We start from the raw sequence: 22,113 nt of genomic DNA on the forward strand, positions 1-22,113 counted from the left end.
AATCAACTATACAGAGATGATAGTTTCTACAGTCACTGTAGCTTCAACCTTTATCTTGTCGCGACGCGAGAGACTATTCTGGTTGGTGATTGTGAACTGCCTTGTGATGCTCGTCATGCGCGTCCCGCAGGATGCCTATGCCGCCCCACGCCGCGATGCCAGCCACCGCGACCCCGACAACGAGGTCGGGCCAGTTGCTGCCCAACCACCAAACGAGACCGCCCGCGATCAGGATGCCGCCGTTCGATGCGAAATCGTTGAGGCTGAAGGTGTTGGCGGCCCGGATGTTCACGTCCGGTTCCTTCAGTCGCCCGAGCAGCCAGATGCAGGCGAGGTTGACGACCGCAGCGATCAGCGACATTGCGATCATCAGAGTTCCGAGCGGTTCGGAACCGCCGACATAGCGCCGCCAAGCGTCAATCAGAATGCCAACCGCAAAGATCAGAAGCAATCCGCCGGATACGTTCGCGGCACCCCGCTTCCACTTCGACGACCGGGACAAGGCCAGAAGGCTGATGCCATAGACGAGGCTGTCGGATGTGTTGTCGAGACCATTGGCGATCAGGGCGCTGGAATCGCCGATAGCTCCCGTGGCGAAGAACCCCGCAGCGATTGCGAGATTGAGACCGAGAACAATCCAGAGCGTCTGGCGCTCTTTTTCATTCTTCTCGCTGAATTCGCTTTCGACCATCGAACTGGCAAACCTTTCGATTTCTAAGAAAGGGGGCAGAAACGCCCTCTTCGGATGCAGCTGTCAATAAGATATATAGAACCTCTAGCGACTGTAGATCCAAAATAGCTTATTTACGTCCCTCTGGGCACCGAAAGAATAATCGCGGCACCGATCAAACAGATGGACGTCCCTATGAAGTCCCATCTGTCAGGTCGCTCGCCCTCGACGAACCACATCCAGAGCATGGAGGCCCCGATGTAGATGCCGCCATAGGCTGCGAAAGCGCGGCCCGCTGCGCTGGTTTCGACCTGCGCCAGCAACCAGCCGAAAAGCGCGAGCGCGATTATGCCGGGTGCGAGCCAGAGCGGTGATGCCCCAAGACGCCACCACGCCCAGATGGCGAAACACCCGCTGATCTCCGCGACAGCAGCCAGCGGATAGGCAATTGCGGCGTTCAAGCCCCAATCTCGTCGTGCTCGGTGAGACATTCCGCATGGTCTCGAAGGACCTCCAGAACCTTGCACTCCGCAACGCTGTCACCGTCGCACTCGGCGACCATGCGTTTCAATTCCTTCTTAAGCGCTTGCAGACGCTTGATCCGCTGTTCGACTTGGTGGAGTTGCCGACGCGCGATCGAATCCGCCTCCGCGCAGGATTGGGACGGGTTGTCCGAGAGGTCCAGCAGCTCCCGGATGGAGTCGAGCGAAAATCCGAGCTGGCGTGAGTGCCGGATGAAAGCCAGACGGTCGAGGTCCTTTTCAAAGTAACGGCGCTGGCCGCCTGAGGTCCTTCCGGCCTCGTTCATCAAACCGATTTCTTCGTAGTAGCGGATCGTCTGAACCTTGGTTCCGGTTCTCCGCGAGAGTGTTCCAATTGCCAGCATGTACGATCCTTCAATCTACAAAGACTGTAGCTTACTGAAGAGCCAACTCCATTGAAAAGACAAAGGTTTCACTTTGGTGTGACTTCGGACAACAAAAAGTAACTTTTCGCTTGAACCTCTATCTGCTGTAGCTTGCATCCCGCGCACAGACAAACTGAACAGGTGGGTAGCGCAAGCAATGAAGAAGGTCCGGATAGTTCTCTGGTCGGCAGTGGTTGTCGCTGCGGCGGTGTCAGCCACGCTTTGGATGACTGAACGCAATCAGGGACCGGTCCCCGCGCGTGTTGATCCTGAGGCCGAGAGTTTCACTGCGGATTTTGAGCTGACGGACCATACCGGTATGGTGCAGACCGACGAGGATTTCCGAGGGCGCTGGATGCTCGTCTTTTTCGGATTTGCGAACTGCCCCGACGTGTGTCCCATGGGGCTCGCAACCATCGCGCAGGTCATGGACGAGCTCGGCACCCAAGGTTCCGCCGTCCAGCCCCTGTTCATCACGGTCGACCCTGAAAGGGATACGCCAAGCGCTCTGGCCGACTACGTTCCCCAGTTTGGTCAGGGAATCCTTGGGTTGAGCGGACCGCCGGACCAAATCGAACGCACTGCCGAGACCTTCAAGATCTACTACCAGAAGATCGAGGAAGCCTCGGCGCCCGACGGCTATACGATGGGGCATACCTCGTCCTTCCTTCTCTTCGATCCGGAAGGCGAATTTGTCCGCATCTACGAATACGACGAGGAACCCAGACTGATCGTTACTGATCTTCGCGAAAGGATCGGCGCGTGACAGCTGGCCCAGACGCAACGCCACGCGCCGCGAGCCCGGTAGCTTTCCTCTTCGCGGCATGGTTCGTCGCCTTGTCCGCGTCGCTTGCCGTGCTCTTCATCGGAGAGGTTCTGGGGCAGACCCCCTGCAATCTGTGCTGGTTCCAGCGTGCCTTCATGTTCCCGCTCGCGGTCATCCTCGGGGTGGCGGCTTGGCGCGCCGACCTCTCGATCTGGCGCTATGCCGCGCCGCTCGCGGTTCTGGGTGGTGCCGTCGCCCTTTACCATTCCCTGCTTTACGCAGGGATCGTGCCGGCGCCGATCGTCCCCTGCACGGCGTCCGGGCCATCCTGCACCGATGACGCGATGCTGATCCTTGGCCTGCCAATCCCTCTGCTCTCCCTGCTGACGTTCGGGGCGATCCTTGTCCTTCTCATTCAACTTCGACGGATATCAATATGAACCGAAAGACTCTTCTGCTCGCGATACTCACTCTGGTACTGGCCGTTTTCGTGGCTGGTGCCTGGTTCGTATCGCGCCCCGATCCGACCCCGGTGGCGACAGCCGCTCCACTGGAACAACAGGATAGTCTTGTTCGGTCCTATTCTCCCATACTCGGGCGTGAGGATGCGCCAGTGACCATCGTGGAGTTCTTCGACCCGGCCTGCGAGGCCTGCCGCGCCTTCCATCCCATCGTGAAGCAGATACTGACGCAATACCCCGACGATGTGCGCGTCGTCATGCGCTACACGCCGTTCCACGGCGAGGGGTCCGAGCTGGCAATCAAGGTGCTGGAAGCGGCCCGGTTGCAGGACGTTTTTGTTCCCGTGCTGGAAGCGCTGCTTGAAAATCAGCCCGCCTGGGCCTCTCACGGCGCTCCGGCAGCTGAGCGCATCATGGAGATCGCCGGAGCGGCGGGCTTGGACACAGACGCCGCCGCAAATCAGATCATGTCACCCAGCATCGTCGGCGTCCTCAATCAAGACCGGGCAGACGTCGAAGCTGTCGGAATCCAAGGCACACCGACGTTCTTCGTCAACGGTAAGCCTTTGCCAGAGTTCGGTGCGGAGCAGCTCTTGTCGCTCGTCCAAGCCGAAGTCGAAGCTGCGGCAACAAACTAGAACGAACAGGAGACCCAACGTGTTCAAAACCTTCGCAAAGGCAATCCAGAGCCTGTCTGTCGCTTTTCTGATGGGCTTGCCAATGGCATCCTCAGCGCAGCAGTTGTCAGAGAACGCATCGATTGTGGTCGAGAGCCCCTGGGCGCGCGCGAGCCTTGGAATGTCGCGGCCCGGCGGGGCCTATCTGACCGTTCGGAACGAGGGCAGCGATCAGATCTCCCTTATCGGTCTTCGCGCGGAGATCTCCGGCATGGCTTCGATCCACGAAACCAGAACCAATTCTGACGGCGTCAGCAGCATGGCTCCGGCGGACGATATCGTGATCCCGCCCGGGGGTATGTTCGCCCTTGAACCCGGCGGATATCACGCCATGCTGATGCAACTGCAATCTCCGCTCGTCGAGGGGGAGACCTTTCCGCTGACCCTGCTCTTTTCCGATGGAACAGAGCTTGAAATCACCGTCCCGGTCCTTGGCATCGGCGCACGCGGCCCCGAAGGCTGATCCGGCTGATGATGAGGGTGGCCAAAATCGCAGCGATCGGAGCGGCGGCGGTCTTTGCCGCCCTGTTTGTCGGCTGGTGGCAGGTAGATGGGCCTGGCGCTGACTCCGCGCCGGGCAAGCGGTCTCTACCGCTGACTGCTATGGAATTCAGCCTGACGGATCAGGATGGTCGGGATGTCGGCCCGGAAACCCTCATCGGCGAGCCGAGTCTGGTCTTCTTCGGATTCACCTATTGCCCCGACGTTTGCCCGACGACCCTCTCGGACATTTCCGGATGGCTCGACGAGATTGGGCCGGACGCCGAAGACGTGAATACCGTTTTCATCACCGTAGATCCGGACCGCGACACGGTCGAGACCATGGCCGAGTATGTCTCGTATTTCCATCCGCAGATACAAGGATGGACGGGCTTGCCAGACCAGATCGCGGCCATCGCCGATGGTTTCCGTGTCACCTATGAGAAGGTTGAGGCGGAAAACGGCGAATATACGATGAACCACACGGCGGGTGTTTTCTTGTTCGATGCGACAGGTCGCTTCGTCACCACCATCGACTATCACGAACCACTCGAATTCGCCGTGCCGAAGATAAGGCGCGCGATGCAGAACAGAACCGAGAGGGCAGAATCTTGAAACTGAGACATATCGTTCTGGGAACGACAATGGCCGCGGCAGCGGTCAGCACGATAGCGAGCCGGGCTTTGATCCTGGAGGCGCCGCCCGAGTACATCTTTTCCGAGGCTCCGGAAGCCTTGGACAGTCCGCCCGAACCTCTCGATGGACCAGGCGTCAACGCATCCGGCGAGACGATGCCGAATATGCTTCCGGCCGCTTTTCAGCCGCCTGAGTTTCCCGCACTCGAAGGGGCCGAGCCAGATAATCTGATGGCGCTTGTTCAGGCCCTCGCCACGCCGCCTTGGGAGGCGACGGTCGAGGCGGGTGACACATTGGACGTGCTTCTCTCTCTCGCGGACATGGATGCGCAAACACGGACCGAAGTCGCACTGGCACTGACGGTTGAATACGACCTGCGCCGCCTTCGACCGGGCCATCGTCTCAGCGTCGACTTTCGCCCGGACGGGACGCCATCCGTTGTGACGTTGGCTGTCGATGACGGTGTGCGGATCGAAGTCACCCTGGACGACACCATTGCGAGTCGGACGGTAACGCCGAGCGCGTTGACAGTCGAGCGTGCGAGCCAGCTGCTGGTAAACGGGTCGATCTACGCTTCGCTGGATCGAGCAGGCGTCCCGGCCCGTTTTGCCGTCGATCTCGCACAAATCCTCGGGGAAACGGTCGACTTTCGCAGGGATCTTCAAGGCGGAGAGACCCTGAATATCCTTTGGGGTCAGACCGTCCTTCGCGATGGTTCAGAGGTCGGTCAACCGTCAATCTCCTATGCGGCCCTCGATCTGGCCGACGACCGCTTCGAAATCCTCTGGTCAGCCGAAGACAGCGGGCGGGCAACGGTCTATTTGAATGGTGAAATCCTGCGGACGGTCGCGCCGCCGGTGGAAGGCGCACGATTGTCGTCGGTCTTCGGGCAGCGCAAGCATCCGATCTACGGCAATATGCGGATGCACACAGGTGTCGATTATGCCGCCGCTGCGGGGACACCGATAGCAGCGACCGCACCCGGACGGGTGTCCTTCATCGGATGGCGGAGCGGGTATGGCCGAGTGATCGAGATCACGCACGGGTCAGACACGATGACCCGCTACGCGCACCTCAGCGCCGTGCCGGAGGGTCTGGCCGTCGGAAACCGCGTGGTCGCGGGCGAAACGATTGGCCAGGTCGGTGAGACAGGCACGGCGACAGCTCCGAACCTTCACTACGAAGTGCGCGTGGACGGCCGACCTATCGATCCGCTCGGGGAGGAATTGCTCGCCTCTGCGGAAAATTTCGACACTGCGGATGCCACTGAAATCCTTGAAGCGACGCGCACACGGTTCGCGACCTTTCTTCGCGAAGACACATGACTGATTTGAAAGGAATTACGATGAAAGACCGGTTCCAACTGCTGGCCGCCACAACCCTTATGATCGTAACCGCGACGGCCGTGACCGCGCAGACCGCTATCCACGTCGGAAAGACGCGCGGCTGCGGTTGTTGCCTTGCCTGGATGGAAAAGCTGTCCGAGGCCGGGTTCGCTCCTGAAGGTGAGAATATGGGCGGCGCGCTGATCCGTCTGAAGATGGATAGGGGTATCCCTGTCGACATGTTCTCGTGCCACACGGCGACTGTCGAAGGCTACACCATCGAGGGCCACGTTCCGCCAGCCGACATCGCCCGGCTGCTTGAGGAACGTCCCGACGCCATCGGTCTTGCCGTGCCCGGCATGCCCATCGGCTCGCCCGGCATGGATTTCGGCGACGATGCCGAAGCCTACGACGTCTTTCTGGTGAAACCGGACGGCACTACCGAAGTCTTCTCGTCCTATCCGGCGAGCTGAAGTGGAGCAGGTCGCAACACTTTCGCCTGTCGCACTCGGCTTTCTGGGCAGTCTCGCCGCCGGTCTGATGACCGCCGTCGGAGCGACGCCCGTCCTTTTGGGCAAGACCCCCTCGCGCAAATGGCGCGATATCTCGCTCGGTTTTGCTGCTGGGGTCATGCTTGCCGCATCGTTCTTCTCGCTCATCATCCCCGCCCTCGACGCGGCAGAGGGGCGATACGGAGACGGTGCGATACCTGCACTGATCGTCTGCATCGCGATCCTGATGGGCATGGGTGCGGTCGCCCTGATGAACGAAATGATACCGCACGAGCATTTCAGCAGCGGTCGTGAGGGCCCGGAGGCCGTCTCGCTACGACGTGTGTGGCTCTTCATCATTGCCATCACGATCCACAATGCGCCGGAGGGTCTGGCCGTCGGCGTCGCGTTCGGTGCCGACGGTTTTACAGGCGGATTTCCCGTCGCTCTCGGGATCGGATTGCAGAACGCGCCTGAAGGGCTGGCTGTTGCAGTCGCCCTACTGGGCGAGCGATACTCGGCGGGCCGTGCGTTCGGCATCGCAGCACTGACTGGTTTGGTCGAACCCGTCACGGGCTTTCTTGGTGCCGCGGTGATCGTCGTGGCGCAGCCTCTCTTGCCCTGGGGTCTGGCTTTTGCGGCGGGCGCGATGCTCTATGTCATCAGCCACGAGATCATCCCGGAAACCCATCGCAGCGGCCACCAGAAGCAGGCGACGACCGGGCTCGCGATCGGCCTCGTCGTCATGCTGTTCCTAGATGTCTGGTTGGGGTGATTCATGGCAATTCGCTCCATTGGCATTTGCACAGCTGTCGCGGCGCTCGCCGCCGATCAGGCATCGAAGGCGTTCGTGCTCGCGAATGCGGAAACGCTCGCCCCCGGCGTCGCTGTGTTCCCCGGCTTCAACCTGATCTTCCACCGCAACTACGGCGTGACCTTCGGGTTCTTTCAGAATGTGCCGTGGTGGCTCCTTGCATTGGTCGCCACCACCATCGTCCTGTTTCTTGCCGTCTCGCTAATCCGGGCAACGCGGGCAGCCGAGGCGGTTGCCTACGGCATGGTGATCGGCGGCGCTCTTGGGAATGTCGTGGATCGTTTTCGCTTTGGCGGTGTGACCGACTTTCTGGATTTCTATCTCGGAACGGCGCATTGGCCAGCGTTCAACCTCGCGGATGTCTTAGTGGTCTGCGGCGTCGGGATTTTGCTGATCTTCTCGGGGCGCGAAAAGGTCGCTGCGTCCGAAACCTCAAGATAGATCTCGGTGATTTCAATCGGCATCACTGTTCTCCGCATTTCCGGAATGTCAGGTATCATCCTCACATTCTGTGCATTCGGCCTCGGCGCTTTGGCGGTTCTCGCTCTGCCACCATTCTCGATGCCGGTGCTTTTGCCCGTCGCGTTTGGCGCGCTGTATCTCCTCACGGTCGGAGAGAGCCGCATGCGGGCCGGACTTGCCGGATGGGCGTTCGGCGTTGGCTTCTTCCTGTTCGGATTGTCCTGGATCGCGGAGAGCTTTTTCGTCGACGCGGAGCGGTTCGGCTGGATGGCCGTTCCTGCGGTGGCTGGACTGGCCGCCGGCCTTGCGCTGTTTCCGGCGGCGGCAATGGCAGCGTTCGCATGGAGCAGGACGAAAGGTGTCTCCGGCGCATTGATCTTCGCGGTCTGCTGGTCGGTTTCGGAATGGCTTCGAGGCACCGTGCTGACAGGCTTTCCCTGGAACCTGATCGCCTATGCATGGGCCGACTACGATGTTCCGCGCCAGACGGCGGCATGGGTTGGCAGCTACGGACTTGGCCTCCTCACAGTTCTGCTGTCGGTCCTGCCCGTAACGCTCCTCATGCGGAACCGTCGGCACAATACGTTCGCCGCATTTGTTTTCATGTCGGTCGTGGCGAGTGCCGGATCCATCGGCACGGTTCGCATTATGGCCACCACACCGCCAACAGACACAACCGTCAGGATCGTTCAGGTAAACATTCCTCAGACGGAGAAATGGGACCCCGCGTTCCGCGACCGGAACATATCCCGCTATCTGGACCTGTCTGCGCAGTCTGGCAGCTTCGACGTCCTTCTCTGGGCCGAAAGTGCATTTCCCGGTTATCTCGACGAGGATCCTGGAATGTTGGATCAGATTGCCGAACGTCTGCCTGAGGGCCGCGTTCTTCTCACCGGGGCACAGACGCGCGAGTCGGATGGCACTGACATACGCTATAGAAATTCGATCCTCGCGGTCGATCAGACCGGACGGATCGTCACGAGATACGCCAAGCATCATCTCGTGCCGTTCGGGGAATACGTTCCCTTGCGGGGTTTTCTTCCGCTCCAGCGACTGACCGCGGGTCTGGGGGACTTCACTCCCGGTCCCGGCCCTCAGACCGTTGAGCTACCCGGTTTATCTCCGGTCGGCCTTTCGATCTGCTACGAGGCCATTTTTCCGGGACGTGTCGTAGACGCCGCTTCGCGTCCGGACTGGATATTCAACGCCACCAATGACGCTTGGTTCGGTGCGTCTCTCGGTCCCCGGCAACATCTGGCCTCTGCCAGGATGCGCGCGGTCGAAGAGGGGCTGCCTTTGGTTCGCGCGGCCAACACGGGCATTTCAGCAGTTATCGATGGGTACGGCCGGATCGTCGCCCGCCTCGGGCTCGATGAGACCGGCGTGCTGGACGCCCGCTTGCCAGTTGCGCTCCCGGCCACGCCATTCGCGAAATACGGGCAGATGATGTTCCTGCTCGTTTTGGCAGCGTGCATCGCGGGAGCCATTGGGTTGACTATTGGAAAGGAAAAGGCACCATGATCGTGATCTTCGGAGCATTGGCCGGCACCGCATGGGGCGGATATCTCGCCAAGAAGCGTGGCGGCAACAGGCTGGACATCGCCCAGTACGCGGCAAGTTCCGCGATCGCATTCGGACTCCTGGCGTTGTTCGCCTCGATCGTTCTCGCACGGGTTCTATGAACCGCCGTCCAAGGCCGGATAGGCGCTAGGCGAATATGTCGATCGGCGTCCCGTCCCGCACCATCGCGTAGATATCCTCAATTTCGCGGTCCGACACCGCGATGCAACCCGCCGTCCAGTCTGGCTTGATCGCGTCGATGCCGGGTCGTGGCCCCCCATGGATGAAAATATCACCGCCCGGTTCACGTCCCTGGGCAGCGGCAAATGCGATATCGGCCTCGTTCGGATAAGAGATTCCGATGGAGAGATGGAACAGACTGTCGGGATTGCGTCGGTCGACGGTATAAGCCCCTTCGGGCGTTTTCCCGTCACCCTCGAACTGCTTGGGCCCCTCGGGCGCGAAACCGAGGTCTATCCTGTAGGCTTTCAGGACCGAAGTATTGTTGAACAGGAACAGGTTCCGGTCACCTTTGAACATCTGCAACCGGGTGACCTCGGGCCCATCGTAGGTTCGGAATTTGCTGGCGCACCCTGCAAGGCCAAGTGCAAGTCCGCCCAAGAGTGCCGTTCGTCGTGTCGTTTTCATCATGTCGTCCGCTCGATCTTTTTACCTGTCCACTCATATCGGTATCGGTATGTCTGATCAATCAATGGCCGTGCGCCAGGGCTCCCTGCGCCATCTTCTCGCCCACTTGCTCACCCCCGGACCCGTCCGGCCGATCCTTCTTGGCCCGGAGCAGCCTTAGTGCGTTGGCGACTACCAGTAGCGAAACGCCGACATCCGCAGCGATGGCACCCCACATTGTTGCCATGCCGAACGCTGTCAGCCCGACGAACAGCGCCTTCGTCGCAAGCGCAATTGCGATGTTCTGATGGATGACGTTCATGGTGCGGCGCGAATGCTCGATCAGCCACGGCACTTTGGAAATATCGTCTGTCATCAGCGCAATATCGGCCGTTTCGATGGCTGCATCCGATCCGACCGCGCCCATGGCGATGGCGAAATGCGCCCGCGCCATGGCTGGGGCGTCATTCACACCATCTCCGATCATTGCCACGACATCGTAACTGGCAACCAGTTCTTCGATTGCCGCCACCTTGTCTTCTGGCAGGAGTTCTGCGCGAACCTCATCGATGCCGACTTCCGCCGCCACGGCGCGCGCCGTGCGTTCATTGTCGCCGGTCAGCATGATGATCTTTTTTACGCCCTGGGCATGCAGGCGTGCCACGACCACCTTCGCATCCGGGCGGATGCGGTCGCGCAGTTCGATCAGGCCCAGCAGGCGGTCTGCGGAGCCTACGGCAACGAGTGTGCTGCCAGCCCCTTCTATCCGTTCCAGCAGGTCGCGGGGGATCGCTTCGCCAAGCCCCTTCTCGGTCGCAAATCGATCCGAGCCGAGCCAGACGGGCTGACCCTCCCAGGTTCCCTCGACACCGCGGCCCGGCACCGTTTTGGTGTCGGTAGCCGCCGACTGCCTCAACCCGTCGCGTTCGCCGCGCGCCAGGATGGCCCGCGCCAGAGGATGCGAAGAGCGGGCTTCCAACGCGACAGCGGCGCTCAGAAGGTCGCGTTCGACCGTGCCGCCTAAAGGATGCAGGCCCGCGACCTCCGGTTCTCCCATGGTGATCGTCCCGGTCTTGTCCATTGCCAGAGCTGTCAGGCGTGACGGAGCCTCCACATAGGCACCGCCCTTGATCAGCACGCCATTGCGTGCCGAGGCCGCGAGCGAAGCGACGATGGAGACCGGCGTAGAAATCACGAGCGCACAGGGGCAAGCGATTACCAGAAGAACCAGCGCATTGTAGAACCAGTAATTCCATGCCCCCGCGAACAGCAGCGGCGGAACGACGGCGATTAGAATCGCCAGCGCCATCACGATGGGCGTGTAAATGCGGGCGAATTTCGTGACCCATTGCTCGACCTCGGCGCGGCGCGAATGGGCGTCGCCTACCATACGGATGATTTTCGAGAGCACGGTATCGCCCGCGGCCTTCGTGGCCCTGACCGTCAACGTGCCGTCGCCATTAATTGTGCCAGCGTAGACCTCGTCTCCGGCTTCCTTGGCGACTAGTGCGCTTTCCCCGGTAATCGGAGCCTGATCAACATCGCCCCGACCCTCGGTCACCTCTCCGTCGAGCGGGATACGGTCTCCGCCGCGCACCACGAAGCGGTCACCGATCGCAACCTGAGCCGCAGGAACATCGGTCTCTGATCCGTCGGCGCGAATGACGCGCGCCGTGGGTGGTGCCAGGTCCAACAGGGCCGAGACCGCGTTGCGCGCACGCCCCACGCTCCAGGATTCGAGAGCGAGGGACAGAGCAAAGAAGAATGCGACCGTCGCCGCCTCGAAAAACTCGCCCAGCCCGATCGCACCGGCTACGGCAACGATCATCAGGAGGTTCATGTCAGGCGACAATCTACGCGCGGCGGACCATGCTTTGGGGGCGACCAGCCAGGCTCCGAACACCACCGCCAGCATGAACAGCCCCATCTCGACCAGAGGCATAGACGTCTCGCCATGACCGGAGAAGAGCCGCAGCGCGCCGCCCGCCCCCGTCTCGACGATGTGGTAAAGGAACCCCGCGGCCCAGAAGCCGCCGCTGAGTCCGGTGAAGAGGCGTTGACGTGCGAAATGCGCCGCCTGATCCGCTTCGGCGCTTTCGGCATCCCACATCTTCGCGCTCATCCCAGTCGACCCGACGATCTTGATGATCTTATCGTCGCTGAGCGGTTTGGCGCTTTTGAGGATGGTCATGCGCCCGTTGATCACATCGAAGGCCAGATGCTCGCTGCCGCCGACTTCCGGCCCGACGACCTTGTTCAGGATCGCGACCTCTTCCGCACAATCCAGCCCGTTAACGCGAAAACTGCGTCCGGAGGATGGTGGAGGTGCTGCCACCTGCGCGGTGTCTTCGGCCGTCTGGCCACAGCAAGCCTTTGTGTCTTTGCGATCATCCTGATGACCGTGCGGATGCGTGTCTGGACCGTCGTGGGACATGGGAAACCTCTGAGAATAAGCGTTGAGCCAAAGATAGGAGCTTCAGTTGCTAGAGGTTCAAGAAGTTTCTTGGGATGTTCTGTGCTTAAGGCCATCACAATCAGCGTATGCGGTGTCTGGATCCCACCTTCCCGGGGTTAATCTGATCTGAGACTCAGGTCCTGTTGGATAGCAGGAAGTGAGTTTCTCCATGGAGAGTACGAGAGAGTTTCTCACGCGGTTGGGCGTTGAGGTCTCACAGACGGGTCACCGGCGGTGGCCGGATCGCGTCAAGGCGCGGATCGTGGCGGAAACGCTGGCGCCGGGCGCGACGGTGAATGACGTGGCGCGGAAGTATGACCTGCGGCCGAACCATCTTTCGGCGTGGCGGCGTATGGCCAAGGATGGCGACCTCGTTCTGCCCGCACCAGAGGCAGAGGCGGAGTTCGCGCCGTTGGTGGTGTTCGATGTGGAGACGCCTCCACCGACCGAAGCTGCTGAACCGGTGACCTCAGAGATCGAGATCATGGTCGGCGCAGTTGCTGTCCGGCTGGACGGTGCCACGCCTGCGGGCCGGATTGCGGAAATTGTCCACGCGCTCGGTGGTGGCGCATGATCTTCCCGTCGAACCGTGTGCGCATCCTCGTGGCGACGCAGCCCGTCGATTTCCGCAAGGGACACGATGGCCTCGCCGCCATGGTGCAATCCGTGCTCCGAAAGGACCCGTTCACCGGGACGGTCTTCGTGTTCCGGGCCAAGCGCCTGGATCGGCTGAAGCTGTTGTACTGGGACGGGACCGGTCTGGTCATGGCGTACAAACGGCTGGAGGACACGACCTTCACCTGGCCCGCGATCAGGGAAGGGATGATGGCGCTGAACCACGCGCAATTCGAAGCGCTTTTTTCTGGTCTGGACTGGCGCAAGGTGAAGGCCTTGGAGACCCGCTCACCAGCTGCGGCGGAGTGACTCAGGGGCGTCGAATGCAGCGGTCACGGCTTTGATTTTGGTCTACAAATCCGGCCATGACCGCCGCCGCCAAAGACCTCGATCTGTCCGTTCTGCCGCCGGAATACCGCGCTGCGTTCGAGGCGCAGGCCGCCCGTGTGGCGGAACTGGAGGAGACCAACCAGCGTCAGGAACATCTGATCGCCGAGATGCACCATGCGCTCTACGGCAAGAAGTCTGAAAAATTGAACGAGGACGACCGGCAACTGGCCTTCGAGGATCTCGAGGTTGCGCTTGCCGAGGTCGAAGAGAAGAAATCGGAGCAGGTCCCTGGCGACGAAAAGCCCAAACGCAAACGGGTCGCCAAGCGTAATCGCGGCAATCTGCCCGAGGGGCTGCCGCGCATCGAGCAGGTGATCGAGCCGGATAGTCTCGAGTGCCCCTGTGGCTGCGGGTTGATGCACAGGATCGGCGAGGACCGCAACGAGCGGCTCGACATCCTCCCGGCACAGTGCCGGGTGATCGTGACCGTGCGACCCAAATACGCCTGCCGCACCTGCACCGACGGGATCACGCAGGCACCGACGCCGCCTTGGCTGATCGAGGGCGGGCTGCCCACCGAAGGGGCCATCGCGCATGTGCTGGTCAGCAAATATGCGGACCACCTCCCTTTATACCGGCAGTCCCAAATCCTGGCCCGATCCGGCATCGACATTCATCGGTCCACGCTGGCGGACTGGGTCGGGGTAGCGGCCTTCCACCTCCGCCCTGTCGTGGACCGGCTGGCCGAGCACCTGAAGACGTCCACGAAGCTGTTCATGGACGAAACTACGGCGCCAGTGCTGGACCCGGGCCGCGGGCGCACGAAAACCGGCTTTCTCTGGGCTCTGGCCCGCGATGATCGATCATGGGGCGGCGATGACCCGCCCGGCGTGGTCTATTTCTACGCCCCCGGGCGCCATGGCGAACATGCCGAAACTTTCCTGACAGGCTTCAACGGTATTCTGCAGATCGACGGCTACCCAGGCTACAACCGGCTGACCAGACCGGCGCGCAAGGGCGGCGATCCCGTCATCGTGGCGCATTGCTGGGCCCACGCCCGCCGCAAGCTCAAGGAGATCTTTGACCGCGACGGCTCGGAAATCGCCGCAGAGGGCCTGCGCCGGATTGCCGAGATTTACGCCATCGAAAAGGACATCCGCGGCACGCGTCCCGGCCAGCGCCTGTCCGCCCGTCAGACCCGATCCGACCCACTGGTCGCCGCCTTCGGAGACTGGCTGCAGGCGCAGCGCCTGCGCATCTCGGCCAAGTCACGCCTCGGCGAAAAACTCGCCTATATCCACCGCCACTGGGACGGCTTACAGACCTTCCTGACGGACGGCCGCGTCGAGATCGACTCCAACAGCGTCGAAAATCTCGTGCGCCCAATAGCTCTCAATCGCAAGAACGCGTTATTCGCGGGTCATGACGAAGGCGGCCGTGCTTGGGGTCGCATCGCCTCCTTGATCGAGACATGCAAGATCAACGGCGTGGAGCCATTCGCCTACCTGAAATCTACGCTCGGAGCGATCGCCGCAGATCATCCGAAAAACCGCATTGACGACCTGCTGCCTTGGAACTTCCAGCCGTCAACCTAAAAGCCCGGTGCCCTCCAGCCGCCGCTTACGCCCTTTCGGCCGGGCCGATAATGGAACACCACGCCCGGTGGCGCCGAGCCGTTCCAGCCCCGGTCATCGCGCAGCACCGCCCAAAGGTAGCCGGTCTTCGTCTTGCCACGCCCCGGGTCCAGAACAGGAGCGGTCGTCTCGTCGACATAGAGCCGGGTGCCGCCTTGCTTCAGCAGCACCGCCATTCGGTCCACCACCGGCGCAATCAGCGCACCGGTTCGACCCATCCAATCGGCGAGGACCGATCGGTCGATCGGCACACCGTGCCGCGCCATGACCACGGCTTGGCGGTTCAGGGGCATGTGCTCGGAATGCTTGGACACGGCGATCTGGGCCAACAGCGCCTCGGTGGGCCAGCTGCCCTCCAGAAGATGCGCCGGGGCTTTGGCCTGAACCACACCCGCGCGCCCTTTGGGGCAAGCGTATTTCGGGCGGATCGTGACGATCACCTGATAGCGCGCCGGGATGTAGTCCAGCCGATCGACCCTGTCCTCACCGATCCGCGCCATGTCGCCGCAACCGCATGGGCAGACGATGCTGTCAGGCTCGATGACACGCTCGACGCGCGGCAGGTGTTCCGGCAAGGCGCGCGCCTTGCGCTTCTTGCGCGGCGCCTTCTTCTCGGGATCGGTCTCGCTGGCCGCGATCTTCGCCTCGACCGCGGCAATCTGTTCCTGGGTTTCGGCGATGGCCGCTTCCAGATCCTCGAGAGCCAGCTCGAGCTGCGTGGGGTCCAGCTTCTCGGATTTAGGGCCGAACTTCGCATGCCGGTATTGACCGATCTGGCCTTCCAGCTTCTCGATCAGGGCCTTCAACTCGGTGATGAAGGCGTCCTTTTCGGCACCCACCGCTTGTTCATGCTGGCGGGCGGCACGCTCGACCGCCAGCTCGAACTGCGCGGCCTCGAACGCCTTCACAACCTCGGGCGGAAGGTCCGGAAACTGGCTGAGATCGAAGGGCTGAGACATGCGGATTCATAGCCGTTCCGAACAGGAAAGGCCAATAAAACAACGCCAAAACAGCTGAGTAAATCATCCCGCCGCAATGGGTGGAGCGACCCGTTGCGCAACGATCCGGCGCCAATCCAGTCCTTCGAACAAAGCCTCGTGCTGGGCCCGCGACAGCCGCATTGTCCCGTCCTGAACTTTGGGCCAAGCAAAGCTGCCTTGTTCCAGAACTTTGTAGATCATCACGAGACCGGTTCCGTCCCAGACCAGAATCTTCAACCTGTCGCCGCGTTTCGAACGGAATATGATCGTCACCCCGGAATGCGGATCGAGCTTCAGCTCGGTCTGCACGATCAGCGCCAGCGCCCGATGTCCGCAGCGGAAGTCCACCGGCCGCGTCGCGATCAGGATCGGCTGGCGCTGCCCCGCGACGATCATGCCGGTTCTCGCAGCGCACGCGCCACCGCTGCTGCCCGCTCTGCCGGAACATCGCCCGGCACCCGCAGCACGAGATCGTTGCCGATCTCAATCGTGATGACGCCGCCGGTCCGGTCGGCATCCATTGACGGACACACGTCCTCAGGCTCCACCGAAACCGGAACAAATGCCGGCAGAGGGGCGTCTGACGGCATCCTGGCCATGGCGTCAGCGGGCAGGACAAGACGGCCCTCGCGCGCCTGACGCCGCCAATCCGAAAGCTGATGCGCTGCCAGATCATGCTGCCGCGCAACGTCCGCCACCCGCGCGCCCGGCTGAAAGCTCTCGGCCACGATCCGGGCTTTCACCTCATCCGGCCAGCGCCGATATCCACGCGTCCGCTGCAGAACCTCGATGCAACCGTCAAACCCGTCCCCGCCGTCCGCCATCATCATCTCCTTCTGAATGCTCAGAACGAGACTCGTCCCTCGGTCAGCGTCGGGAAACCGCAGAAATCAATGGGGCGGAAACGGCGCATACCAATCAGCACTGTACCTCCTCTGAACTGTTCGGGCGCGACAGCGAGGCGATTGGACTTGACCTTCCATCTACGGGAAGCACTATTTGCGGTCCCAGTGTAGTTTTTGAAAGGCTGGGCTATTCTTTGGGCTGGAGCGGTCAGTTCGAATACCATGAACGCGCGAAACAGCGGCTGGCCACTGTTGTGCCGCTGACGCTGGCGCTGATCTTTCTGCTGCTTTACCTAAACTTCCGCCGCCTGACGGAAACCTTGATCGTGATGCTGTCGCTGCCTTTCGCTCTGGTCGGTGGCATTTGGCTCATGTGGTTCATGGGCTTCAACATGTCGGTTGCGGTGGCCGTCGGGTTTATCGCGCTGGCCGGGGTGGCGGCTGAAACCGGAGTGATCATGTTGATCTATCTCGATCAGGCGTTGAATGAAGCGCGTGCCCGCGCGGGCGACAGGGACCTGACCCGCGACGAGCTCCACGCCGCGATCATGGTGGGTGCAGTAGACCGCGTGCGCCCCAAGATGATGACAGTTGTCGCAATCATGGCCGGCCTGATGCCGATCCTTTGGGCGCATGGCACCGGGTCCGAGATCATGCAGCGCATCGCAGTGCCCATGATCGGGGGAATGGTGTCGTCAACCTTGCTGACCCTGATCGTCATTCCGGCGGTTTATGCCATCATCAAAGGGTGGAGCCTGAAGCAAGCCGGTACAGTGCCTGATTTGGCCCTCGGGCGGGCCGCAGAATAAGGGCAACGGCGTCAAGCAAGCAATAGGATATTGAGATGTATGCTCGAAACCTATGGAGTCACCGCGACTTCGACCATGCGGATTGTAGTGTCGCCATCCCCGCCGCCGGTCGGCTGCGTCCAGGCCACAAACGTACCGGCGTCTCCGCGCGCCATTCGGGGAAAACCGATCGATCCGCCGCCCCGATTGATATGGAGCGCCTGAGGCGCTGCGCATCCGGTACTTCGCGATATGTGGCACATGACGATCGCTTCACCGCCTCCCACATATTCAATCCAGAGCGCCAATGCGCTTCCATCCGGCATTTGCAGAACATCCACCCGTCCCGCGGCTGTGCCGAGGTCAATGCGGAGCGGTTCGTCAAACTGCGCGCCGCCATCGTCCGAAAACGCGATATAAACCTCCGGTTTATTCTCAGCTGCAGTGAACCAGATGACGGACACCTTGTCGTCCATCGTATCAACAGCTGGGCCATTTACGGGGCAGCCGGCAATTTCCCATCCGTCGTCGTGAACAGTGAGGGGTTGCGTCCAGTCCCCTCCGGTAGATCGAACAATCGAAATGTCGCGGATTTCATCGGCGGTTCGATCACGATAGACCGCCACGATATCGCCCGAAGCGGTCCGCGCTGCGGACGTCTGACAACAAGTACAAGCGCGCGCGTCCAACAGGCTTTCTGGCTTCATCGTTCCGTCAGAGTTGATCTGTCGTGCGCGCAGCTGCATCGCATTCTCGAAGTTTTCGCCTTCTGTTTGACTGTCATACTCCCGGCCATCCAGCCACAGCGCCGTCAACCCGCCAAACTGATCGGGAACCAACGAAACAAAACCGTGCTCGCGTTGTGATCTGTCATCATGGGGAACAAGCGGTTCCGTCCAGCTTCTGCCTTCATCTTTAGAAAAAGCGATATTGACGTCATATTGGTAATCACCCTCCCCATTCAGTTTAAGCCATTGTGCCGCCAGGCCGCCATCAGCCAGCACCGCTACCGATGGAAAATCGGCCCAGTTGATGTAAATCTTTGACGATTTATGAATTGTGCGAGCGTCCGACCACTCGCTGCCATCAAGGATGGCCATGCGAACTTCCGCTTCGGCTCCGTTTTCTTCTGTCCAACTCAATATGACCCGGCCATCCGGCAAGGTTGCAAGTGATGGCTCACGGGCACCGATGCCGACCGGGGCTGCGCGGTCGGTCAATCTGAAGAGGTCGGTTTCCTCGGCATATGTTGCGGTGAAAGAACTGAAAAATGCACCAATACTCAATATGGACGCATAAAGACATTTACTCATGAAAACGTTCTTCCGCCAGTTGTGGCCATGTCGCGGCGAACCTAGTAGTCGTTGACCGCGAACCAAACTCCACCCTCTTATCTGTCGAAACGGCTTAATTGATCCCATTGGCACGCTGCAATGCTCGAATATACGTCACGATAGCAAGGATCTCTGATCGCGTCACGCCTTCAACCGCTGGCATGTTTCCAAATTTCCAATGATGCGCCCGCACTCCATTTTGCGCCGCGAGGACAAACGCCATGTCGCTGTGATGGCTCGGTTCGTAAATCTTGTGAACAAGCGGTGGAGCAACGCCATCCCGGCCTTGCCCGTTCAGGCCGTGGCACACGGCACAGACCGCATCATAAGCGCCTGCGCCGATTTGCTCCTGCTCTGTAAAACTTGCTGGTAGCGTGACAGTTACAAGCGCGCCTGCGGGAAGCGCGACGCCCTCATCCGTCTGCGTACCCGTTTGAGAGTAATCCGGCTGCATGATGTACCAGCCTGCTGAAGCAACGGCGATCAAAGCAAAGAATATCGCTGCCCATTTCATCCCATCAAACTCCTTCATGATGTTGCTATGGCCCCCTGCCCTACCAAAGACAGAGCTGGGTATCTCTGCTTGGATCGCTCGAATTGGCCAGCCTCTTGTGGCGCAGTGTTGTCTGGCTGAGCATGCCCCAATGGCTGAATCGATTTGTTTAAAAAGGCCATGATTTCCTGATACCGGATCCGCGTGTCTTCCAGCGTCTGATAGTAATTGAAGAGCTCTTTCAGCGGTGCCGAGAAGTCCTTGTGTGCTGCCAGGACGGCCACCAGCGCGCCGAGTGTAATGCGACCTTCGATGACAAAATATCCACCCAAAGAGTAGAACAGGAATGGCGTCAGCGCGGTCAGAAAATTGTTGAGGGCCTTGATGAAGAACTTCAGACGGAAAATCTTCCTGCGCACGCGCTCAAGCTCTCTAAAACTTGTACTCACTGGCAGCAGCCCGGCCGGATTGACCTGTCGTTCGCGCAACTGATCGCTGAGCTGCCTGCCAAGTTGTCGGACTTCCCTGATCCTTGTGCGTGAAAGGGCGTTGACCCGGCGTTGTAGCTTGGGCAGCAGCACGAGTTGAATTGGCAGCACCGTCAGTGCGGCGGCACCCAACACAGGGTCCTGAACGAACATGAAAGACAGGATCGTCAGAAGCGTACCGCCTTGCAGGATTGGTAGCGCAAGGACATCTGCAGCAAAGCCACCTATGGGCTCAACTTCCTGTGCGAGAATAGGGATGATTTCGCTCTGGTTTCGGGAGTCTGCATCGCTGCGCCATTGCCGATAGACCAGCAGGCGGAAGCGCCGCAGAAACCGCTCCGCGACATACCCTTTGAAGACGTTAAGACCATATTTGTTTAGCCCGTTCAGGATGATCGCCAGAAGATAGAGACCACAAAGCAGCATGAGAAAAACGACCTGGTCGAGGTCGCGTCCCAAAACGGCAATGGGGAAGCGATCAGAGTCCAAAGCGTTGTTTACGATCTGCTTTGGCAATTCGAGCGTCAGATAGAGAATAGGCATCGCGATGAGGCTAACCATGATCATCAACGCTTGCTGCCTTCTTGAATAGCGCAAGACGGTGCTGAAAAGACTTCCTTCGAGCCCTCGTATGGGCTCTGCGTGGAACGCAGGCATGCTGCGGTCCTTCCAAAGCTTCAGAACGCCGCGAATTGCAAGATATAAGCCAACACTGATCAGCAGCGCAGGCGCCAAGACCAGTATGAGATGAATGAACGGGTGAACCCAGTCTGGCGTGGCATCGTTGTAGTCGTATCCGAACGCGGCAGATACGTTATGTACAAACACGTGATATCTATCCAAGAGTGACATGGAAAAGTCTAGCCCTTGGATTTCGGCGCAAGGTGATCGTGCACGATGATGACGCCCCACATGCCCGCTTCCCGGTGGCCGGGGATCAAGCATACGAACTCCAGGTTGGTCATATCGGAGAACTCCCAGATCAACTCGGCATTTTGTCCACTAGGGATAGAAACTGAATTGGCGTTGTCATGTTGCATATCGGGATGTTCGCGCATCCACTGCTGGTGTTCTGCAACCTCGTTAAAGGAGCCGAGAAAAAACTCGTGATCCAGTCCGCCCAGATTGCTGATCAAAAAGCGGATAACTGAACCGCTCTCGATGTGGAGTGCGTCCGGCTCGAAAAGCATGTAGCCGCTTTCTGTCTCCCTGATGGACAATTCAATCGTCGTGTCGATTGAGGAGCCATCACCGGGTTTCCCGATCGGATCATGGCCAGGCACTTCGAAGGCTCGGGCGTGAGGCTGCTGGCCCTTGCCACTGGAAGCGCCCACTGAAAAAGCCGGAAGGACGAGCGCAAGGGCGATGGTGCAGGTTCTCAGGAAATTCGTCATGCTCGGCTACCTCCGTAGCGCTTGATTTTTTGGGATCTTCTTGCTTGCTCGGGCCAAGCCTCAAAGCGATGGGGCCAAGGCGTTTGCCCTGGCCCCATGGATTTTCATCACTTGATCTGTGTGACAGTGAGTTTGCCCTTGACCCGGTCAGCGACGAATTCGATGTCCTGACCTTCCGACATGTTCGCGATCATCGTCTCGTCCGCGCGAAACACCATGGTCATGGCGGGCATGTCGAGCGTGACCAACGGCCCGTGGATGATTGTAACCTTGCCGGCCTTGGCGTCGATTTTCTTGATGGTGCCGCTCGTGTATTCCACGTCAGCCTGAGCCATCTGCTCACCTACTGCGACCTCACGGTGCATGCCGGATTCGTAGTGGCCGGCGATCAAGCATGCCGCTTCGAATGTGCCAGAATTTGAGAAAGTCCAGACAACCTCGCCCGAAGCGCCCGCATCGAGACGGATACGGTTCGGATCGTCATGTTCCATGTCCATCTTGGCCATTTCGATCTTATGCTCGGCATTACGCTCTACCGTGTCGAGGACGAATTCATGCTCCAGCTCACCCTTGTTGGTGATGTTGAAGCGGATGGTTTCGCCCTCCTTGATATCCATCGGCTCACTCTCGATCAGCATCTGGCCCTCATCGTTTTCGAGCAAAGTGACGTCGATTGTGCGGTCAACCTTGGCGGCGTCACCCGGCATGCCGACCATCATTGCGGCTGGCTTGGTCTCCCCATGTCCGCCGTCGTGTGTACCTGCAGCAAAGGCCGGTGCTGATAGCGCGATCGCGAAGCTTGTCGTCAAAAGAAGATTTTTCATTTTATTGTCCTGTAGGTTGGTTCGGTTGGAGATGACGAAGGGCCGCTCAGCCCTTCG

At 60.1% G+C, this 22,113-nt stretch carries 27 protein-coding genes and 1 pseudogene; 15 read left to right on the forward strand and 13 right to left on the reverse strand.

Going from position 1 to position 22,113, the window contains the following annotated elements:
* Positions 1-73: 73 nt before the first annotated feature.
* From P775_RS19090 to P775_RS19100, 3 genes are all read right to left on the reverse strand, one after another.
* On the reverse strand, positions 74-691 hold the full coding sequence (locus tag P775_RS19090; protein WP_099912489.1) for a cation efflux transmembrane domain-containing protein: 618 nt from the start codon (positions 689-691) through the stop codon (positions 74-76).
* A gap of 113 nt (positions 692-804) precedes the next feature.
* Positions 805-1,161 (reverse strand): YnfA family protein, encoded by a 357-nt coding sequence (locus P775_RS19095; RefSeq protein WP_208596091.1) that lies wholly within the window; start codon positions 1,159-1,161, stop codon positions 805-807.
* Positions 1,128-1,556 carry a MerR family transcriptional regulator gene (locus P775_RS19100; RefSeq protein WP_099912490.1) on the reverse strand — a complete coding sequence of 143 codons (429 nt, stop codon included), beginning with the start codon at positions 1,554-1,556 and terminating at the stop codon, positions 1,128-1,130. Before P775_RS19100 ends, P775_RS19095 begins: the two co-directional genes overlap by 34 nt.
* Positions 1,557-1,803: 247 nt before the next feature.
* On the opposite strand from P775_RS19100, the gene P775_RS19105 reads away from it, so the two are divergent.
* From P775_RS19105 to P775_RS28190, 11 genes are all read left to right on the forward strand, one after another.
* The gene (locus tag P775_RS19105; RefSeq protein WP_245875764.1) at positions 1,804-2,343 is read left to right on the forward strand and encodes an SCO family protein; all 540 of its coding nucleotides are present in this window, start codon (positions 1,804-1,806) and stop codon (positions 2,341-2,343) included.
* The gene (locus tag P775_RS19110) at positions 2,340-2,783 is read left to right on the forward strand and encodes a disulfide bond formation protein B (RefSeq protein ID WP_099912491.1); all 444 of its coding nucleotides are present in this window, start codon (positions 2,340-2,342) and stop codon (positions 2,781-2,783) included. The genes P775_RS19105 and P775_RS19110 overlap by 4 nt, the downstream gene beginning before the upstream one ends.
* Positions 2,780-3,442, forward strand: coding sequence for a DsbA family protein (locus P775_RS19115; protein ID WP_099912492.1), 663 nt, complete (start codon positions 2,780-2,782; stop codon positions 3,440-3,442). The genes P775_RS19110 and P775_RS19115 overlap by 4 nt, the downstream gene beginning before the upstream one ends.
* A gap of 70 nt (positions 3,443-3,512) precedes the next feature.
* Positions 3,513-3,944 carry a copper chaperone PCu(A)C gene (locus P775_RS19120; protein WP_043939878.1) on the forward strand — a complete coding sequence of 144 codons (432 nt, stop codon included), beginning with the start codon at positions 3,513-3,515 and terminating at the stop codon, positions 3,942-3,944.
* An 8-nt stretch (positions 3,945-3,952) separates the two neighbouring features.
* Positions 3,953-4,576, forward strand: coding sequence for an SCO family protein (locus P775_RS19125; protein ID WP_099912493.1), 624 nt, complete (start codon positions 3,953-3,955; stop codon positions 4,574-4,576).
* Positions 4,573-5,922, forward strand: a complete 1,350-nt coding sequence (locus tag P775_RS19130; protein WP_245875765.1) for a M23 family metallopeptidase — start codon at positions 4,573-4,575, stop codon at positions 5,920-5,922. Before P775_RS19125 ends, P775_RS19130 begins: the two co-directional genes overlap by 4 nt.
* A gap of 20 nt (positions 5,923-5,942) precedes the next feature.
* Positions 5,943-6,395: a DUF411 domain-containing protein gene (locus P775_RS19135; protein WP_099912494.1), complete on the forward strand. Its 453-nt coding sequence runs from the start codon at positions 5,943-5,945 to the stop codon at positions 6,393-6,395.
* Positions 6,396-6,462: 67 nt separating this feature from the next.
* Entirely contained in the window at positions 6,463-7,188 is a 726-nt protein-coding gene (locus P775_RS19140; protein ID WP_043939879.1) for a ZIP family metal transporter, read from the forward strand.
* Between the two features lie 3 nt (positions 7,189-7,191).
* Complete coding sequence (gene lspA, locus P775_RS19145) at positions 7,192-7,668, forward strand: signal peptidase II (protein ID WP_099912495.1); 477 nt, start codon at positions 7,192-7,194, stop codon at positions 7,666-7,668.
* A gap of 6 nt (positions 7,669-7,674) precedes the next feature.
* Positions 7,675-9,210, forward strand: coding sequence for an apolipoprotein N-acyltransferase (gene lnt / locus P775_RS19150; protein WP_099912496.1), 1,536 nt, complete (start codon positions 7,675-7,677; stop codon positions 9,208-9,210).
* Positions 9,207-9,371 (forward strand): hypothetical protein, encoded by a 165-nt coding sequence (locus P775_RS28190; RefSeq protein WP_099912497.1) that lies wholly within the window; start codon positions 9,207-9,209, stop codon positions 9,369-9,371. Before lnt ends, P775_RS28190 begins: the two co-directional genes overlap by 4 nt.
* A gap of 25 nt (positions 9,372-9,396) precedes the next feature.
* Here the strand turns inward: P775_RS28190 and P775_RS19160 are convergent, their stop codons facing one another.
* Complete coding sequence (locus P775_RS19160) at positions 9,397-9,897, reverse strand: L,D-transpeptidase family protein (protein WP_047998128.1); 501 nt, start codon at positions 9,895-9,897, stop codon at positions 9,397-9,399.
* Between the two features lie 61 nt (positions 9,898-9,958).
* The gene (locus tag P775_RS19165) at positions 9,959-12,310 is read right to left on the reverse strand and encodes a heavy metal translocating P-type ATPase (RefSeq protein ID WP_180287505.1); all 2,352 of its coding nucleotides are present in this window, start codon (positions 12,308-12,310) and stop codon (positions 9,959-9,961) included.
* 190 nt (positions 12,311-12,500) lie between these two features.
* On the opposite strand from P775_RS19165, the gene tnpA (P775_RS19170) reads away from it, so the two are divergent.
* From tnpA (P775_RS19170) to tnpC (P775_RS19180), 3 genes are read left to right on the forward strand one after another with little or no spacing between them, the layout of a single operon-like run.
* Complete coding sequence (tnpA, locus tag P775_RS19170) at positions 12,501-12,905, forward strand: IS66-like element accessory protein TnpA (RefSeq protein ID WP_099912498.1); 405 nt, start codon at positions 12,501-12,503, stop codon at positions 12,903-12,905.
* Positions 12,902-13,255 carry an IS66 family insertion sequence element accessory protein TnpB gene (gene tnpB, locus P775_RS19175; RefSeq protein WP_099912499.1) on the forward strand — a complete coding sequence of 118 codons (354 nt, stop codon included), beginning with the start codon at positions 12,902-12,904 and terminating at the stop codon, positions 13,253-13,255. The genes tnpA (P775_RS19170) and tnpB (P775_RS19175) overlap by 4 nt, the downstream gene beginning before the upstream one ends.
* Positions 13,256-13,311: 56 nt before the next feature.
* Entirely contained in the window at positions 13,312-14,871 is a 1,560-nt protein-coding gene (tnpC, locus tag P775_RS19180) for an IS66 family transposase (RefSeq protein WP_099912500.1), read from the forward strand.
* 29 nt (positions 14,872-14,900) lie between these two features.
* Here the strand turns inward: tnpC (P775_RS19180) and tnpC (P775_RS19185) are convergent.
* The 3 genes and pseudogenes from tnpC (P775_RS19185) to tnpA (P775_RS19195) all read right to left on the reverse strand — a co-directional run.
* Positions 14,901-15,869: pseudogene (gene tnpC, locus P775_RS19185) on the reverse strand (IS66 family transposase); the annotation flags it as partial.
* 63 nt (positions 15,870-15,932) lie between these two features.
* Positions 15,933-16,286 carry an IS66 family insertion sequence element accessory protein TnpB gene (gene tnpB, locus P775_RS19190; protein ID WP_099912501.1) on the reverse strand — a complete coding sequence of 118 codons (354 nt, stop codon included), beginning with the start codon at positions 16,284-16,286 and terminating at the stop codon, positions 15,933-15,935.
* Positions 16,283-16,714 (reverse strand): IS66-like element accessory protein TnpA, encoded by a 432-nt coding sequence (tnpA, locus tag P775_RS19195; RefSeq protein WP_099912511.1) that lies wholly within the window; start codon positions 16,712-16,714, stop codon positions 16,283-16,285. Before tnpA (P775_RS19195) ends, tnpB (P775_RS19190) begins: the two co-directional genes overlap by 4 nt.
* 215 nt (positions 16,715-16,929) lie before the next feature.
* On the opposite strand from tnpA (P775_RS19195), the gene P775_RS19200 reads away from it, so the two are divergent.
* Complete coding sequence (locus tag P775_RS19200; protein ID WP_245875766.1) at positions 16,930-17,544, forward strand: efflux RND transporter permease subunit; 615 nt, start codon at positions 16,930-16,932, stop codon at positions 17,542-17,544.
* Positions 17,545-17,594: 50 nt separating this feature from the next.
* Here P775_RS19200 and P775_RS19205 read toward each other — a convergent pair whose 3' ends face one another.
* From P775_RS19205 to P775_RS19225, 5 genes are all read right to left on the reverse strand, one after another.
* A complete protein-coding gene (locus P775_RS19205) occupies positions 17,595-18,836 on the reverse strand; it encodes a sialidase family protein (protein ID WP_245875767.1) in 1,242 nt (413 codons plus the stop codon).
* Between the two features lie 94 nt (positions 18,837-18,930).
* Entirely contained in the window at positions 18,931-19,371 is a 441-nt protein-coding gene (locus P775_RS19210) for a c-type cytochrome (protein WP_007120882.1), read from the reverse strand.
* Between the two features lie 14 nt (positions 19,372-19,385).
* A complete protein-coding gene (locus tag P775_RS19215) occupies positions 19,386-20,690 on the reverse strand; it encodes an ABC transporter transmembrane domain-containing protein (RefSeq protein WP_099912502.1) in 1,305 nt (434 codons plus the stop codon).
* Between the two features lie 8 nt (positions 20,691-20,698).
* Positions 20,699-21,232, reverse strand: a complete 534-nt coding sequence (locus P775_RS19220; protein ID WP_008282871.1) for a cupredoxin domain-containing protein — start codon at positions 21,230-21,232, stop codon at positions 20,699-20,701.
* A gap of 107 nt (positions 21,233-21,339) precedes the next feature.
* Positions 21,340-22,056: a copper-binding protein gene (locus P775_RS19225; protein WP_099912503.1), complete on the reverse strand. Its 717-nt coding sequence runs from the start codon at positions 22,054-22,056 to the stop codon at positions 21,340-21,342.
* Positions 22,057-22,113: the final 57 nt, after the last annotated feature.

Origin of the sequence: Puniceibacterium antarcticum, assembly GCF_002760615.1 — a bacterium.
Taxonomy (GTDB): Bacteria; Pseudomonadota; Alphaproteobacteria; order Rhodobacterales; family Rhodobacteraceae; genus Puniceibacterium; species Puniceibacterium antarcticum.

Coding starts and splice junctions, on each gene's coding strand:
- P775_RS19090 (WP_099912489.1), bottom strand. CDS start 691: ATGGTCGAAAGCGAATTCAGCGAGAAGAATGAAAAAGAGCGCCAGACG.
- P775_RS19095 (WP_208596091.1), bottom strand. CDS start 1,161: ATGTCTCACCGAGCACGACGAGATTGGGGCTTGAACGCCGCAATTGCC.
- P775_RS19100 (WP_099912490.1), bottom strand. CDS start 1,556: ATGCTGGCAATTGGAACACTCTCGCGGAGAACCGGAACCAAGGTTCAG.
- P775_RS19105 (WP_245875764.1), top strand. CDS start 1,804: ATGACTGAACGCAATCAGGGACCGGTCCCCGCGCGTGTTGATCCTGAG.
- P775_RS19115 (WP_099912492.1), top strand. CDS start 2,780: ATGAACCGAAAGACTCTTCTGCTCGCGATACTCACTCTGGTACTGGCC.
- P775_RS19120 (WP_043939878.1), top strand. CDS start 3,513: ATGGGCTTGCCAATGGCATCCTCAGCGCAGCAGTTGTCAGAGAACGCA.
- P775_RS19125 (WP_099912493.1), top strand. CDS start 3,953: ATGATGAGGGTGGCCAAAATCGCAGCGATCGGAGCGGCGGCGGTCTTT.
- P775_RS19135 (WP_099912494.1), top strand. CDS start 5,943: ATGAAAGACCGGTTCCAACTGCTGGCCGCCACAACCCTTATGATCGTA.
- P775_RS19140 (WP_043939879.1), top strand. CDS start 6,463: ATGACCGCCGTCGGAGCGACGCCCGTCCTTTTGGGCAAGACCCCCTCG.
- lspA (WP_099912495.1), top strand. CDS start 7,192: ATGGCAATTCGCTCCATTGGCATTTGCACAGCTGTCGCGGCGCTCGCC.
- P775_RS28190 (WP_099912497.1), top strand. CDS start 9,207: ATGATCGTGATCTTCGGAGCATTGGCCGGCACCGCATGGGGCGGATAT.
- P775_RS19160 (WP_047998128.1), bottom strand. CDS start 9,897: ATGAAAACGACACGACGAACGGCACTCTTGGGCGGACTTGCACTTGGC.
- P775_RS19165 (WP_180287505.1), bottom strand. CDS start 12,310: ATGTCCCACGACGGTCCAGACACGCATCCGCACGGTCATCAGGATGAT.
- tnpA (WP_099912498.1), top strand. CDS start 12,501: ATGGAGAGTACGAGAGAGTTTCTCACGCGGTTGGGCGTTGAGGTCTCA.
- tnpB (WP_099912499.1), top strand. CDS start 12,902: ATGATCTTCCCGTCGAACCGTGTGCGCATCCTCGTGGCGACGCAGCCC.
- tnpC (WP_099912500.1), top strand. CDS start 13,312: ATGACCGCCGCCGCCAAAGACCTCGATCTGTCCGTTCTGCCGCCGGAA.
- tnpB (WP_099912501.1), bottom strand. CDS start 16,286: ATGATCGTCGCGGGGCAGCGCCAGCCGATCCTGATCGCGACGCGGCCG.
- tnpA (WP_099912511.1), bottom strand. CDS start 16,714: ATGGCGGACGGCGGGGACGGGTTTGACGGTTGCATCGAGGTTCTGCAG.
- P775_RS19205 (WP_245875767.1), bottom strand. CDS start 18,836: ATGAGTAAATGTCTTTATGCGTCCATATTGAGTATTGGTGCATTTTTC.
- P775_RS19210 (WP_007120882.1), bottom strand. CDS start 19,371: ATGAAATGGGCAGCGATATTCTTTGCTTTGATCGCCGTTGCTTCAGCA.
- P775_RS19215 (WP_099912502.1), bottom strand. CDS start 20,690: ATGTCACTCTTGGATAGATATCACGTGTTTGTACATAACGTATCTGCC.
- P775_RS19220 (WP_008282871.1), bottom strand. CDS start 21,232: ATGACGAATTTCCTGAGAACCTGCACCATCGCCCTTGCGCTCGTCCTT.
- P775_RS19225 (WP_099912503.1), bottom strand. CDS start 22,056: ATGAAAAATCTTCTTTTGACGACAAGCTTCGCGATCGCGCTATCAGCA.